We start from the raw sequence: 15,095 nt of genomic DNA, 5'->3' as shown, positions 1-15,095 counted from the left end.
TAATATAAATAAGTAACCTATCCACCAGTTTTCTCTAAAAACAATCCGCATTTCATGTTATCAGTTTTTAAAAAATATATTACAGAAAAAGCAGCCATTTCCGAAAATGAGTGGGAGATTATTGCATCTGTGTGTATTGTCAAAAAATTAAGGAAACAGCAATTTTTGTTGCAACAGGGTGAATTTTGGCGATATAATATATTTGTAATTGAAGGATGTTTGAGAAGGTATAGTATTGATGATAAGGGAATCGAACATGTAATTCAGTTCAGTACCGAGAACTGGTGGGCAGGCGACCGACAAAGTTTATTGAACGAAACACCTTCAAAATATAACATTGATGCCATTGAGAATTCGGTAGTGGTGATGATAAGAAAAGAAGATTTTGATATGCTCACCACAACTTTACCGGTCTTCAATGAGCTTATTAACAGAATACTACAAGGAGGATTCAACGCCTCACAAGAAAGAATTAACACCATAATCAGCATGACGGCAGAGCAGAAATATCTCAATTTTCTAACTTCACGGCCCGGGTTAGCAAACAGGGTTCCCCGTCATATGATTGCTTCTTATCTGGGTATTACACCCGAAACGCTTAGCAGAATTAAAAAACAAATCATGAGAAAATGATTTGTTTGCGTTTAATGATCGGGATTTAAGATAGAAATTATTCTAGTTAACAACCTGAATGACGGCTTCGGAATGAATCGTATTTCCTCTATTGGTAATTCCCTCAATAATCACCCGGAAATTCCCGGTTTGCCCTGACGTAAAAAACGAAAGGGTAACAGGAATTCGAGGCGAAATTATTTCAAAACGAGGATTCCAGTACAATGTAGAACGATTATCCTTACCACTGGCAGTTGGTTTGAAAACGTCATAATCTGGGTTTGGGAAAGGTAATGTCCTGTCAAATCCGTGCGCAGTAAAATACGATAATGCCTTGGTATCAACTTCGTTTGTCTTTTTGGTAAAAACACTCACCAAACCATTGGCGCCATTTGCTCCCTGGTTTGCTGTGATCATACCGTTGACTTCAATGTGATCAATCATGGCAGGATTTAGTTGAAATAACCTGTTTCCGGCGGTTTCACCAGTTACCATCACATTGTCGATATATAAATTGGGCTCTTGCGGATGTCCGTCTCTTCCATTAATGGTGAACCGATTCCAGATTAGATACCAGTTATTATCCTCCGAAATCAATTTAAAGCCAGGAACTTTGGCTGCAATTGCTTCGGCAGCACTTCCAAAATTTCCCATACTTGGGCCTTTAATATAGAAATCCGGTTTGGCATATATATTCTCCTCTTTAACTATTTTGGCGCCTGTGACCTTAAATTCTTTAAGCAAAGTTGCCCGAAGTGTATCATTTGAATTGTACAAACGAGGAGTCGATAGTGATTTATGCTTCAAATTTGATACCGGTAGTTTTTCAGGAAGATAGGGCGAGTCCTGATTTACGACAATAACTTTTCCTTCGGCAGGCTGAAAAACGAATTTTGTGCTATCATAAAACATCAGATTTTTGATAGCAAATTCGCCGGTATTTGATGTGGATGTCTGGTAAATTCCACCCATATTTTCGGGAATCAAGGTAAGTTTTGCTTTCTTTGGTTTTCCCTTTTTGTCCTGATAAATACCATCCATTGAAATGCCGGATTGTATCGGATATCTAAAATTTGATGGTATTTCTTTGGGTATTGCCGACAGCTCAAAATCATCTTTAATACTGGTTAATTCTGTTGTCGGAACAGTCAATTTTTCATCCAGAACGGTAACGGAAAAAGTGCCCTTTATCAAATTATTTAAAAGTACACTGTCGAGCGAAACAGTCATTTTGACTTTGCTCATTGTTTTGTAGTCCGTTTTATCAAACTTTATTTTCAGCAAACTATCGGTCAAGGAACCAGCCGCGATACCGTCAATTCCCTCGGTCGGACTTAAAATTGCAACAGGTTTATAGAAAAACTGATCGATTCCGTAATTTCTCATCCACTGCGTATATGCCCTTAAAACATAGTTTCCAGGTGCTATCTTCGAAGGAATTTGAATTGCTCCTGCGGCTCTTCCGCTATCAATTGGAATGACTAGTGTTTTGCGGATTTTTTTGTCGGCAGCTATCAGATCAACATATAAAACCTTGCTCAACGTATCCATAAGCCCGGGCGTACTATAATTCATAAAACCGCTGAACCAGATATTTTCTCCGGGATAGTAATAAGGCCGGTCCGTTTGCAGATACACTTTTTCCTGTAGACTTTTTGCCAGCAAACTTTCAGGAGATTGGACGGTAATGATACTTCCGGGTTTATAATCGAACGGTAACATTCCTGAAACACGCCCATCGGCCATAGCGCCGGAAATGGCGACGTCGGTAGGATTCAATATCGTACCTTCTTTGTTGATCAGGATATAGCCATTTCTTGTTTCCAGCCAGCTGACGGGATTACTTACGTCCACATAAAAGCGGTTTTTAGTATTATCCAGTTTGTTGTGAACCTCCATTTTTTCCTTCGCACTTATACGGAATTCATTGATTCCCGACAGGCGGGCGACCATTCCTGTGGTATCATAAGGCAAAAGATTATGCTTTATTTCAAGACTGAAATTATCGCTGCGAGGGCTTCCTTTTAATTTATCTTTATACAAAACAAATCCGTGTTTGCTCATATTTCCATCCAGTATGGATTTCATCAAAAATTTCGCCGAAGCACGGTATGCACTTTCCCTGTTTTTCATCCAGTTTGCAGCCACGGACTTGTCGGTTGTTTCCATTTCTGTGAAGCGGATATTACCTACGATTGAAAATTCTGTTGCTGAAAACCCGAATTTTTTTAATTGAAAGAAAAGCTTGTAACCGAGTACATCGTTTTCAATTTCCAAAGGAATCGGAGCTTTGGCCGTCATGGTATTGTTTTCCTCTGTGAAATCAAGGGCCCAGGCATTTAGAATTTTGCAATTGGCGGTATTCCCAAAGAAAACTTTCTCGAATTTTTTTAACTGCTTTTCCCAGTTTTTATCCCTTCCGGATTTTATAGCAACCTCTGATAATTGCTGGGAATCGGCGACAAGCGAGATCGCTAACGGGGTATTTCCAGTTTCTTTCACCACTATTTTTAATTGCTGAGGAAGATATCCGATAAACGAGAAAACGATTTCAGTAGAGCCGAGCGGCAGATTTGGCAGAATAAATTTACCAGAAGTATCAGTTGTGACACCAATGGTTGTGTTGTTGATATACACATTGGTAAAAGGCAGCGGTTCCAATGTTTTAGCATCAATTACGCGGCCAGAAATTTTTCCGGTTTGTGCCAAAATACTACCAGAAATAAAAATAAAGAAGATGAAGAGTGAAACGTGCTTCATATATCATGATTTATGATATCAATATACGTCTAAATTTTCTGTTTTCATTAATCAAGTAACTATAATTTATTTAACAATATGGCAGGTCATTTTCTTGATATTTGTCAAGACCGAATGTATCATTTGTCAATGGAGCGCGCCTGTTTGTCTGTTAATTTTGTATCAATAAATTTAAACAGCGATACAAAATGTCAAGTATTATCTTAATAACAGGAACAAGTACAGGTTTTGGGAAATTAATGACGATCACGTTATCCGGAGCGGGCCATACCGTGATTGCAGGTATGCGTGGCATAACTGGGAAAAATGCAGAGGTTGCAAAAGAATTGTCTGCTTTGCCTCACGTTGAAGTGGTAGAACTTGAAATAACGAGCGAAGAATCGATTCAAAAGGCAGTGGACCAGACCTTGGAAAAATATGGCAAAATCGATGTGTTGATCAACAATGCTGCGGTTACAGGTTACGGCTTGCTTGAAGCTTATTCCATCGAGCAGGTTAAAAATATGTTTGATGTCAATTTCCTTAGTGTACTGAGAACTTACCAGGCGGTTTTGCCTTCGATGCGTCAAAATAAGAATGGTTTGATCATCAACATTACATCTGGAGCCAGTGGGCACACATTGCCTTTTATGATTCCTTACCTATCTTCAAAATTTGGCGTTGAAAGTATCACCGAGGGTATGCAGGAAGAATTGCGCGATTACGGAATTGAAAATGTGAGCATTCAGCCAGGTGTGTATCCAACTGAAATGAATAACGGAAGTAAATCCGGCATTAACGCAGACAAGCAGGAAATTATTGAGGAATACGGCGATGCAGCAGCACAAAAATTCAATGCTTTAGGAGCGGGTTTATTTGGGAAAATGTCAGCTTTTGATATGAATCCGCAAGTAATTGCTGATGGCGTGTTGAAACTTGTAAACATGGAAAAGGGAACCCGGCCCTTACGTATGCCACTGGATGCGATAGCGGAAGGAACGGATATTGAATTTATTAATGCAAGAGCAGAAATAAAAAGCAGATGGTTGGAGAAGTATAGTTAAAATTAATATTTATAACAAAAAATGTCCTTGCTGAATCTGCAAGGACATTTTTTTTGTATTTGGCTCAATTAATTTTTAGCCAGCCGGTGATGCTCATCCTGGGTTTGTTTGTCAGCAAAACTTCATGTTCCAGCTCACTGCTTTTGAAAAAAACACTTTTACCATTAACGGGAGAAATATTTTGTAAATGATCTGCGTGATGAATGCATAGCTCCCCGCCATCACTTTCTTTCCAGTCGGCGTTCAGGTACATGATCATCGAGTATTGACGGCTGCTGTTGTTTTTAAACTGATCCACATGTTTTGTGTAAAAGCTACCGGTTTCGTACATCGTATAATGGAATTCGTAGCCGGTGATTCCCGTGTAGCAGGTGCTGTTCAGGTGACTGATAAAACCATCCATGAGTTCAAAAAAATTATTTTCAAAAGGATCATTATGTTTGCGGTCGAGCCAGTAAATTTTATCACTTCTTACCAGTTTGTTGTGGGAAGTAGTTTTATCATTCCCGGTACCTGCCGACAAGAGTTGTTTTCCAGAATATAATTCGTTCAGATTATCCTTCAAATGTGCCGCCAGCGACGGACTTAAAAAATTTTCTGCAATGCCCACCTTGTTGTCTATGAAACTGTCGATGAGGGTATTAAAGATATCTTCCAAGCAGATGTGGAGAAGAATGAATTTGGCAAAATGCCCTTTATGTAAGGTACGTCTTATTAATGGTTTACTAACCTTAAATAATTCGCTTTGAATTACTGTACGCTCTTGAACTGAATTGTTCATAAATGAACAATGACTGATTTTTAGGATTTGTTTAAAATATTGGTTTTGAGCAGTTTATGTAAATTTAAATTTCTGGCAGGTTATTTGTACGACAAAATAGAAACTAATCATTCAGGCGGATGAAACGAACTTATTTGGGTGAATTTGAAGAAATTGTATTGCTCATAGCGGTCATTTTGGATGAACAGGCTTACGGAGCAACAATCAATCAGGAAATCGAAGAAAGAACGGGCCGAAAAGTTACTTTTGGAACGGTTCATAATACGTTGATCCGATTGGAAGAAAAGGGATTTTTGACTTCCCGACTTGGCGGCGCTACCACAGAAAGGGGAGGGCGTCGAAAAAGGATTTTTACCGTGACTGCATTGGGAAGTCATGCACTTCTGGATATCCAGCAATTGCGCAAGGAGTTATGGGAATTGGTACCTCCGAATGTAATTCAATTGAGCAGTTTATGAAATCATCGGACCGGAACTATCCACCACGGTGGATTGAGCGATTGTTGACCTGGTTTCATCCTGAGGAAACCAGGGAAGAAGTACTGGGAGATCTGGAAGAATTGTATGCTTATTGGTTTGCAGAAAGAGGAAGATTTTACGCTCTCTTCCGCTATATTTTTAATGTATTTTCTGTTATGCCGCCGTTTGTTCGTCGTCGAAAACCTAAACACGATTATTCAAAACCTATAATTTTTCATCCGGATATGATACAAAATTATTTTAAGATCGCTTTCCGAAATCTGCAAAAGAACAAGTTGTATTCCTTCATTAATCTGACAGGGCTGACTTTGGGTCTGGCCGTTGCAATCACTTTGTTCTGGATCGTCAGGTTTGAATATAGTTTTGATAACTATCATGCAAAAGCTGACCGGATTTACAGGGTTTCGTCTACGGATAAATTTGGGATGGAGCAATCTCATGTCCCGCAGGGTGTCATTAAGGCACTTAACACGCAGGTGCCCGGTATCGAAATGGCGGCAAACCTGCAAGCGGCTGGTTCTGCTAGTATTAAGGTGGGGACGGAAATATTTGAACAGAAAAATGTTTTCTATTCGCCTCCTCAGATCTTGGAAATGCTTGATGTTAAATGGATTGAGGGCTCACCTAAAAATTCTTTAAGTGCTGTCGGAAACGTTGTTCTGGACGAGGAAACGGCTCAAAAATTGTTTCATGGTGACGCAATAAATAAAACATTTCGATTTGATAATCAGATAGATCTGACCGTTTCCGGTGTTATTAAAAAGGTACCGTCCAATTCCGAATTTCCTTTTCAAATGGTTATTTCGAGAGAAACGTGGAAACACATGCAGCCAGAATTTCAAAATGAGGAATACTGGGGCGGTGGCGATTCTATGAACCAGGGATTTGTTTTGGTGAAGAAAAACAGTTCTCCTGATCTGGTCAATAGACTACTTACATCTTTGGCCGAAAAACATAAAGATGTAAGTATTATCAGCACCTATCGATTGCAACCACTTTCCGAAATGCATTTCGATACGGATAAAGACAGCTATAATTATTCTATGCCGCAATGGCTGATTTACACGCTCATTAGTATAGGCCTGTTTTTAATTTTTATTGCCTGTATCAATTTTGTAAACCTTGCAACGGTTCAGGCTATTCAGCGGAGCCGTGAAATTGCGATGCGGAAAATACTTGGTAGCGGAAAGGGACAATTAATCGCACAATTTTTCGGAGAAACTTTTGTGCTTGTTTTCATAGCTTTACTTCTTGGAAGTTTACTGGCGACAAATCTGATACAATATTCATCTGAGCTGATCAATACAAAAGTGGCCGACTCGGCCGTCTGGGAGTTCAGTACCTTGGTTTTTCTTCTTATTCTGGGTTTGGTTGTAACATTGCTCGCCGGTATATATCCTGCCATGGTTCTCACAGGATTTCAGCCGATCAAAGCTTTGCAAAATAAAGTTTTTGTATCGACCGGAAAAGGAATTTCATTGCGTTCAACGCTCGTAGTTTTTCAATTTGTTATTGCCCAGGTACTTATTATCTGCACGATTCTTGGTATAAAACAGATCCGGTATTTTTACGAAAAGGACTTGGGTTTTGAAAAGAGCGAGATTATAACGGTACCTATGCCGGAACGTGGAAATAATAATTTGAGAGAACGTTTCAGGCAGGATCTGTCACGTCATTCAGAAATAAAGGACGTCGCTTTTGGACTTACTACACCGGCCAGTAAACGAAATCATTGGTGGGGCTCTGTATCAAATCCGAATTTTCAGGGAAGTGAAAAATCGTTTCGTATCCAGCATGTTGATACAAATTATTTCAGTTTTTTTCATATTTCCTTACTTGCCGGCCGCGGACTTACTTCCTCCGATACCACAACGAACACTGGTTTAGGAAATACGGATGTAGTTATTAATGAAAAGGCTGCATTTGATATGGGATTTAAAGATTCGGAAAAGGTGTTAGGACAGAGACTGGAAATTTGGGGAGACAGAGCGACGGTTGTTGGTGTGGTGAAAAATTATTACTCAGAAACTCTGAAAGGTAATCTCATGCCGCATGTTTTTTTATACCGTCCCTGGAATTTTCAACTTGCAAGTATCCGAATTGATCCGGCCCACAAAGCAGAAGCACTTGAACATATTGGTAAAGATTGGAAAACTCTTTTCCCAAATAATTATTACGATCCCAAATTTCTGGAAGACGACATCAAGAGTTTTTATGATAACGAAAAAAAGCTTTCAAATTTTCTTACACTTTTCGCTGGCGTAGGTATTGTGATAGGAAGTCTGGGGCTTTTCGGGTTGGTATCTTTTGTGGTAACACAGCGAACGAAGGAAATCGGCGTTCGTAAAGTACTTGGAGCTACGGTCGGTAGTATTGTTACACTTTTATCAAAAGATTTCCTGACTATGGTGTCAGTTGCATTTGTTATCGCCTCTCCGCTGGCCTGGTATGTAATGAAAGCATTTCTCTTAGATTATACATACAAAATCGACATTGAAATCTGGGTTTTTGCAGTAGCTGGAATCCTGACAACTGGTGTGGCTTTTTTGACGGTCAGCTTTCAAAGTATTAAAGCCGCATTAATGAACCCGGTTAAGAGTTTGAAGTCGGAATAATTTGTTGATCAATATTATCCTGAATACAAATCAATATTGTGTTCAGGATAAAAACATTGTCTAAGTTTGCACGGTTTTTGTACCTATCCATAAAACAAAAATTATGACCTCAGAAGAAATAGACAGAATTATAGAAATGGCCTGGGAAGACAGAACGCCATTTGAAGCCATAGAGGCCCAATTTGGAATATCAGAAAGCAAAGTGATCCAACTGATGCGTGGCCAACTGAAACGAAGCAGTTTTAATTTATGGAGAAAAAGAGTGAACAGCGGCGTCAGTCAGAAACATCTGCTCAAAAGAGTTGCCGGTATAGACCGATTCAAATCAAAAATGCAGCGTTCCGTTTCTATGAACGCTATTAGCAAACGTTAGGGTTTGTCAAACTTATTGGGCTGCCAGGATAGGTAACAAATAATCAATCTCGTTTTCCAACTCAGTTAATAGTTTTTCAATAATGGTTTTGTCAAAAACAATCATATGTTCCAGCAGACCTGCGAGTTCAGCAATATGATTTAGGTAAACGGCTGATGAGGAGCCTTTTAGTTTATGTCCGGAAGCGTTGATAGCAGTCAGATCTTCTTTTTGGTAATACACCTTTAAATCTGACAGACTATTGTTAAGTCCGTCTTTGGTCAATTCCAATAGGTCACGAATAAATTCACTGTCGTGCATGTACATATTGTTCAGTTTCTCAATGTCGAAACGACCGCTGTCATATATAGAAGAATTTACCATTTTTTTCTGTTTGTTCTCAGGACTATCCAGACCAACAAATTTGTTAAGTACCTGCCAGATTACATCTTCAACAAACGGCTTGGTAACAAAGTCATCCATACCCGCTTCGAGGCATTTTTCCTTTTCACCTTTTACATTTCCGGCCGTTAGTGCAATGATGGGCACATGGTTTTCTCCTTCAAGATCTCTGATAGCAATCGTCGCTTCGTAGCCATTCATTTCAGGCATTTGTACATCCATAAAAATGATCGCCGGCAATTGTTTTTTACATGACTGCACTGCTTTCAATCCGTTTTCAGCTTCGATAATCTCAGCATTTGGTACGATTTTCCGTATCACCGTTTTAGCCAGAAACATATTAACAGGATTATCTTCTGCTATCAGAATCACAAGTCTGCCGGTGTTGATCTCATTATTTCCAGGCAAAAGATTGTACTCTTCGAACCTTTCTTTTTGAGATAATCGGGAAAGTGAAAGGAAAATATCATTCAGTTTGATCGGTTTCATCAAACGGTAATTCACATTTAGATCTTCACAGCCTTTTAAAACAACGGCATCGTCCGCAGAGCTGTTCAGCAGCACAATAGGAAGGCGGTCGGCATTTATTCCATATGTTATTCGCAATTCCCTTATCGTTTCCAATCCATCCATTTCCGGCATGTGATAATCCATCAAAACAGCGTCAAAAATGGTTTTCCCGTTCAGGATCATGTCCAAAGCCTCCGTGCCGGTTTTTGCCTGAGACGATTCAATTTTCAACATTTCAAGCATTTTTTCAAGAATGATGCGATTATTGTCGTTGTCATCTACGATCAAAACATGCTTAATGGAATCGACCTGTTCCCACACAATAGGCTCTCCAGGTTCTGATGCCAGGGTAAGGTCAAAAAAGAACGTGCTGCCGATTCCAGGAATACTTTTTAGTTGCAGATGACTTCCCATCATACCTAAAAGTTTGTTGGAAATTGTCAATCCAAGTCCCGTACCACCATATTTTTTTGTTGTAGAACCATCTTCCTGTAAAAAAGCCTCGAATATTTTTGCCTGTTTTTCCTCCCTGATCCCGATACCGGTGTCCCGCACTGAATACCGGCAGGTTACTTGATTGTTTTCTTCCGGTTTGTATTCGAGAATTTCAATTTTCAATTCAATTTCCCCGCTTTCTGTAAATTTGGCCGCGTTACTCAGCAGGTTGATCAAAACCTGTTTCAGCCTGATTTCATCTGCCCATACAAATCGCGGCAAATCGGCTGGAATATTGAGTAGCATTTCCAATCCTTTATTTTGAATTTGAAAGGAAATAATATCGGCTGACTGGGAGGCGATTTCAAAAATATCACACTGATCAATATCAAGTTCCAGTTTTCCGGCTTCAATTTTTGAGAAGTCCAGGATGTCGTTGATAATATTAAGCAATGCCGTACCTGATTGGTTTACAATTCCTAAATATTGTTTTTGAGTATCATTTAGCTGTGTTTTTAAAACCAGGTCAGTAAATCCGATTATACCGTTAAGCGGAGTTCTGATTTCATGGCTCATATTGGCCAGAAATTCAGATTTTGCAATATTAGCCTGTTCTGCGAGAATTTTGGCGTGCTTTAATTCTTCTTTGCTCAAAGCAATTTCAGTAATATCCTGTGTGAACATCATGATGCCACCGATCGAACCATCAAACTGATACCATGGCCTAACTTCCCATTTTAGGTATTGCTCGTGGTCCCAGCCCGGGGGAGTCCATTTTTCTTCCTCTTTTGTGATAATTGCTCCTTGCAACGCTCTTTGATGAATCTCTTTCCAATCATTACTAATATTGGTGAAGACCTCATAATGGGTTAATCCAATAATGTTTTGGTTGGTCAATTGATATTCTTCAAGCCATTTTCTGCTGATTGCCAGATATCTGATGTCTTTGTCAAACATAGCGACCGCAGCCGGTGCGTGTTCAACAAAGGCAAGTAACCGGGCTCTTTCAGAGATTACTTCCTGCTCGGCTTTTTTACTGGCCGACAAATCTGTTGCCACACCCAGGTATCCGATAATAACATTGTCAAGATCCCTAATCGTGGTTACTGCCAGAGAAACCGGAAAAAGTGTACCTGTTTTTGTTTTGTAAGTCCATTCCCGTATTTCAAAACCGTTCTTTTCAGCCTTGTGAACAATTGTTTGAAGTTCATTAATTGGTATGCCGTATTCTTTACTTAGTTCTTCCGAGCGGCTTTTTATCTCTTCACTAATGTGAATCATTTCGGGCGTGAAATGTCCAATTACCTCTTCGCAGGCGTAGCCCAGAAGATTTTCAGCACCCTTGTTAAATACAGTGATAAGACCATTAACATCAGTAGCAATAATGCTCACGGCCGAGGCTGCATTCAATACATCATCTAGCAATTTTCTGGATTTGGCTGTTTCCAGTTCGGCTCTTTTTTTCTCGTCAATATCCTGAAATGTTCCGTAAATTCTTTTGCAAATTCCGTTTTGCATTTCCGAATTACCGATACTTCTAACCCAGACAGAATTGCCTTTTGCCGTCATTAGTTCGAGTTCAAGATTATAACTTTTCCCCTCCAAAGCGGCCTGCTCAAATGCTTTTATTAGCCTTTGTCTGCTGTCTTCGTTATGGTAAAACTGAAATGCATTTTTTACATCAGGTTCATAATCAGCATCTACTTCATGGATTTCTTTGGTAACTTCCGACCAGCTTATTTTACCAGAGCCTATATTTACTTCCCAGCCGCCAACACGTGCCGTCTGGTTGGTTTGCATAAGCATTTCCTGTGTTCTTTGAAGGCGTTTGGCAATTTGCTGACTTTCCGTTACATCAATAGAGTTGCCTACAATATAATCTTCTCCATATGGATTGCGGACAAGAATGTTATGATAGCTCCATATCAGGTAATCTCCGTTTTTGTGCTGGGTGGTCATCAAGCCGTTCGACTTTCCTGTTTCCCTGATTTCTTGTAAATAAAATTTCAGGGCGTAATGATGTTTGACAGGAATAAGATCTGCCAGTCCCATTGTCAAAATCTCAGTTGTAGAATAACCAAGTAATTCAGCACCAGCCGCATTAACGGTTATAAAATTTCCATTGAGATCATGTGTACACATTAATCCTTGCGAATTTTCAAAAAACGACCGGAAATTATCTTCGCTGATCTGTAATTTTTGCTCCTGAATCTTTTCTTCCGTAATATTCCTGGCAATCGCAAACAAATTTCCAGTTGATGGTTCTGGTGTGGCTACCCATTGAAGGTATAAATAGTCGCCATTTTTTCGCCGGAATCGTTGTGTGAAATTGATGCTGGGAACGCCGGAAGAAAGCTTTGAGATCTGTTCATAGGTTTTTTCAAGATCGTCCGGATGAGTAAGTTCAAAAAACGATGTTTTGAGAAGAAATTGTTCATCCCAGCCAAGCAGTTGTTCAAAAGCCGGGTTGATCTGACGGAAATAGCCATCAGTGCCTGCAATGCAGATGAGGTCGTTGGATAATTGAAAAAGGCGCTCAAAATATTTTAATTCCTGCCGTTTTCGCTGATCCACGATCAGCGACATGACCTGTTCGGCAATCAGTTTCAAGGCACTTTTCTGCTGATCATTCAGTTTTCTGGCCTTGTTATCAATAACACAGATTGTTCCCAAAGCAAATCCTTTCGGGTCAATCAGGGGATAGCCTGCATAAAAGCGAATATGAGGGTTGCCCGTTACGAGCTCATTATCCTTAAACCGTTCATCACGGGTAGTATCTTCAACTTCAAAAATTACATTTTCCATAATTGCATACTGGCAAAATGCAAGATCTCTTGACGTTTCAGGAATATCAAGTCCAATGTTTGATTTGAACCACTGCCGTTTTTCATCAATAAGAGATACAAGAGAAATCGGAGTAGCACAAATGACAGAAGCGAGTTCTGTAAGCCGGTCAAATTCCTTTTCACTATATGTATCCAGAATCTGATAACCCTGGAGTGCTTTTAACCTTTCATTTTCGTTATGAGGAATGGGAAGGTTTTTCATTGTGCGTTGAGTAATTCAAGTTCAAAATCGTCTAAATATTCATTTTTTTAATTTAATAAAGAAATTTGACTGATGCGTGCTTTATTAAACCAATATTATAAGAATAACGGGAACAAATTAATAATTTTTTTTTCTATTTAATATAAATTGAGGACAAAGGCATAATTTCTGAACCGGAAAATGCGCGCATGTATTTTGTCTTATAATATGCCAGTTGATCGTTTTTCTTTTGTGCTTTCAGACTTTTTGACAATCCAATTAATGACCAGCCATTACCGGGATTTAATATCAGATCTTGCCGGTATACTTTTTCTGCCATTGTATATTTTCCTGTTTTCAAAAGAAAAGCGCCTAAAAACTGTCGGGCCGGGATCGGCCAGTCGTTTGGCTCGGTATAAATAAGATTATCTTCAACTTTAATTGCTTTATTTAAACTGCTGAAAGCGTCATCATATTTCTTTTCAGAAAATAAAATGGAAGCATTCAAAATTTCTCCAGCAATAGTAGCCATGGAAATTGGTGCATTAAATGGGATCCGGACTTTGGTGAGCACTGGATCTTTGCTATTTTGATAAAGCAATTCAAGCTGTTTTTTAGCTGAAATTGCATCCCCCGTATTAACATATGCAAGCCCTTTTGCAAAATTTGAAAGGAGTGAGGCGTAACTCCATGTTGGATCCGGCGTAATACTGTCTTTCAAAATTTCCTCCCATTTTCCAAGCCTGACCAAAGTAAGGACGGGCATCATAAACATATATTGGTCATACGTTTGCTGAGGCGTGGGGGCAACACTTTTCCTGCATCGCAGCGCATCATGCATTCCTATTTTGTACATTCCGCCGCTCATGGCGCAATAAGTTTGCACGGCATAATAATGCGTGCTGTGTTTGTTCAATTGCAAGTGCGGCGCCAGAGAATCATAACGCAGCAGGTTTTTATCTGCCAGGTCATTCACTTTTACGCCCTTGAAATATAATCCGTTTCGCTGATATTCATGGCTTGACATGTGCACCATATGAGCTACTCCCGGTAAAATATTTTTTAGTTTATCAGCATTTGGAAGGGCTGTTTCAGGATGTCTGGAAGCTTCGGTAAGATGAATGTGATAGTGCAGCGCCGCAGGATGATTTGGGTTTTTCTTTAAAATATTCTCGCACAAAGATATCAGTTCCGGTGTCCATGGCTTGGCTGAACCGTCCGCATTCCAAAAATCCCAGGCATGGATGAGCATCACAGCATCGACATATAAAGCTTTCGTATCAACGTTGCTCGTCTTGGAAGTCGCGAGTTTTTTCATCGCTTCCGCATAAGCAATATTTAAATTTTTCCTGTTTGCATCAGAAATATCGTCGGAGTAACGAATATCCATAGCTTTGACCAGCATGTTTTCACTTTCATTTCCTCGTGCCGCTGCCTTTATCATTTTAACTAAAACCGCTGGAACAGCCGCAGGCATCTGATAAGAATAAGCGGAATTGTAGTATGGCCCCATAGCAAGTGCCTGTCCCCAATACGGCATCGGATGACCCGGATCAAACCTGGAAGATTCCATGAAAGATGCCAACGCTTCTTTCATATGAAAACTATAATACATCGTCAATCCTTGATTGAAATAGAATTGGGCACTATCGTTCGTGCTTGTAATTTTGTAGGAATGGTGTCCTGAACCGGGTAAGGGCATAACAAATTTACCGGCTTCATTTAAAATTGGATTCCCGGATGGTGTTTGTCCGCAAAAAGGAATTGTTTCCTGTTTGTAGGATTCGGTTTGAACAGATTTTTCCTGTTGATATTTAATGACAAAAACACCTGAAATACAAGCAAAAATAACGAATGGTAGGAGTAAAGTTTTCATTGAGAGCAATTAGTTAAACGGATTTTGATTTTCTACTATTCAGGAATCGCATGTCAAAGAATCGTTTTTAAATGTAAAAATAGTACGCAACAATTTAGAATAAAACAGAAGGATGAGGGAAAGAATTAGTCAAAACAGATAACTGGATTGTTCAATTTGAAATGTTTGAATAATTTTGAGTATAAGTTGTTGACGACTAGTTT

Annotated in this window: 9 protein-coding genes; 5 read left to right on the top strand and 4 right to left on the bottom strand. The window is 39.4% G+C overall.

What is annotated here, in order from left to right:
- The first annotated feature begins 54 nt into the window (after positions 1–54).
- Entirely contained in the window at positions 55–633 is a 579-nt protein-coding gene (locus FZF08_RS22085) for a Crp/Fnr family transcriptional regulator (protein WP_159473421.1), read from the top strand.
- A gap of 42 nt (positions 634–675) precedes the next feature.
- Here FZF08_RS22085 and FZF08_RS22080 read toward each other — a convergent pair whose 3' ends face one another.
- Positions 676–3,372 carry a TonB-dependent receptor gene (locus FZF08_RS22080; RefSeq protein WP_159473418.1) on the bottom strand — a complete coding sequence of 899 codons (2,697 nt, stop codon included), beginning with the start codon at positions 3,370–3,372 and terminating at the stop codon, positions 676–678.
- Positions 3,373–3,560: 188 nt separating this feature from the next.
- Between FZF08_RS22080 and FZF08_RS22075 the strand changes: the two genes are divergently transcribed.
- Complete coding sequence (locus FZF08_RS22075) at positions 3,561–4,415, top strand: SDR family oxidoreductase (RefSeq protein ID WP_159473415.1); 855 nt, start codon at positions 3,561–3,563, stop codon at positions 4,413–4,415.
- A gap of 64 nt (positions 4,416–4,479) precedes the next feature.
- On the opposite strand, the gene FZF08_RS22070 is transcribed toward FZF08_RS22075, so the two are convergent.
- Positions 4,480–5,196 carry a 2OG-Fe(II) oxygenase gene (locus tag FZF08_RS22070; protein ID WP_229216646.1) on the bottom strand — a complete coding sequence of 239 codons (717 nt, stop codon included), beginning with the start codon at positions 5,194–5,196 and terminating at the stop codon, positions 4,480–4,482.
- A gap of 119 nt (positions 5,197–5,315) precedes the next feature.
- On the opposite strand from FZF08_RS22070, the gene FZF08_RS22065 reads away from it, so the two are divergent.
- The 3 genes from FZF08_RS22065 to FZF08_RS22055 all read left to right on the top strand — a co-directional run bounded on the left by FZF08_RS22065 (position 5,316) and on the right by FZF08_RS22055 (position 8,663).
- On the top strand, positions 5,316–5,654 hold the full coding sequence (locus tag FZF08_RS22065) for a PadR family transcriptional regulator (RefSeq protein WP_159473412.1): 339 nt from the start codon (positions 5,316–5,318) through the stop codon (positions 5,652–5,654).
- Complete coding sequence (locus FZF08_RS22060) at positions 5,651–8,290, top strand: ABC transporter permease (protein WP_229216645.1); 2,640 nt, start codon at positions 5,651–5,653, stop codon at positions 8,288–8,290. The genes FZF08_RS22065 and FZF08_RS22060 overlap by 4 nt, the downstream gene beginning before the upstream one ends.
- Positions 8,291–8,393: 103 nt before the next feature.
- A complete protein-coding gene (locus FZF08_RS22055; protein ID WP_159473409.1) occupies positions 8,394–8,663 on the top strand; it encodes a TIGR03643 family protein in 270 nt (89 codons plus the stop codon).
- Positions 8,664–8,675: 12 nt separating this feature from the next.
- Here FZF08_RS22055 and FZF08_RS22050 read toward each other — a convergent pair whose 3' ends face one another.
- Entirely contained in the window at positions 8,676–13,037 is a 4,362-nt protein-coding gene (locus FZF08_RS22050; RefSeq protein ID WP_159473406.1) for a PAS domain S-box protein, read from the bottom strand.
- A gap of 133 nt (positions 13,038–13,170) precedes the next feature.
- The gene (locus FZF08_RS22045; protein ID WP_159473403.1) at positions 13,171–14,892 is read right to left on the bottom strand and encodes a tetratricopeptide repeat protein; all 1,722 of its coding nucleotides are present in this window, start codon (positions 14,890–14,892) and stop codon (positions 13,171–13,173) included.
- Positions 14,893–15,095: the final 203 nt, after the last annotated feature.

This window comes from Dyadobacter sp. 3J3 (assembly GCF_009801115.1).
Taxonomy (GTDB): domain Bacteria; phylum Bacteroidota; class Bacteroidia; order Cytophagales; family Spirosomataceae; genus Dyadobacter.
The sequence above is the reverse complement of the archived record's forward strand: the minus strand, read 5'-3'. Positions and strand labels throughout refer to the sequence as shown.

Coding starts and splice junctions, on each gene's coding strand:
- FZF08_RS22075 (WP_159473415.1), top strand. CDS start 3,561: ATGTCAAGTATTATCTTAATAACAGGAACAAGTACAGGTTTTGGGAAA.
- FZF08_RS22085 (WP_159473421.1), top strand. CDS start 55: ATGTTATCAGTTTTTAAAAAATATATTACAGAAAAAGCAGCCATTTCC.
- FZF08_RS22080 (WP_159473418.1), bottom strand. CDS start 3,372: ATGAAGCACGTTTCACTCTTCATCTTCTTTATTTTTATTTCTGGTAGT.
- FZF08_RS22070 (WP_229216646.1), bottom strand. CDS start 5,196: ATGAACAATTCAGTTCAAGAGCGTACAGTAATTCAAAGCGAATTATTT.
- FZF08_RS22050 (WP_159473406.1), bottom strand. CDS start 13,037: ATGAAAAACCTTCCCATTCCTCATAACGAAAATGAAAGGTTAAAAGCA.
- FZF08_RS22065 (WP_159473412.1), top strand. CDS start 5,316: ATGAAACGAACTTATTTGGGTGAATTTGAAGAAATTGTATTGCTCATA.
- FZF08_RS22045 (WP_159473403.1), bottom strand. CDS start 14,892: ATGAAAACTTTACTCCTACCATTCGTTATTTTTGCTTGTATTTCAGGT.
- FZF08_RS22055 (WP_159473409.1), top strand. CDS start 8,394: ATGACCTCAGAAGAAATAGACAGAATTATAGAAATGGCCTGGGAAGAC.
- FZF08_RS22060 (WP_229216645.1), top strand. CDS start 5,651: ATGAAATCATCGGACCGGAACTATCCACCACGGTGGATTGAGCGATTG.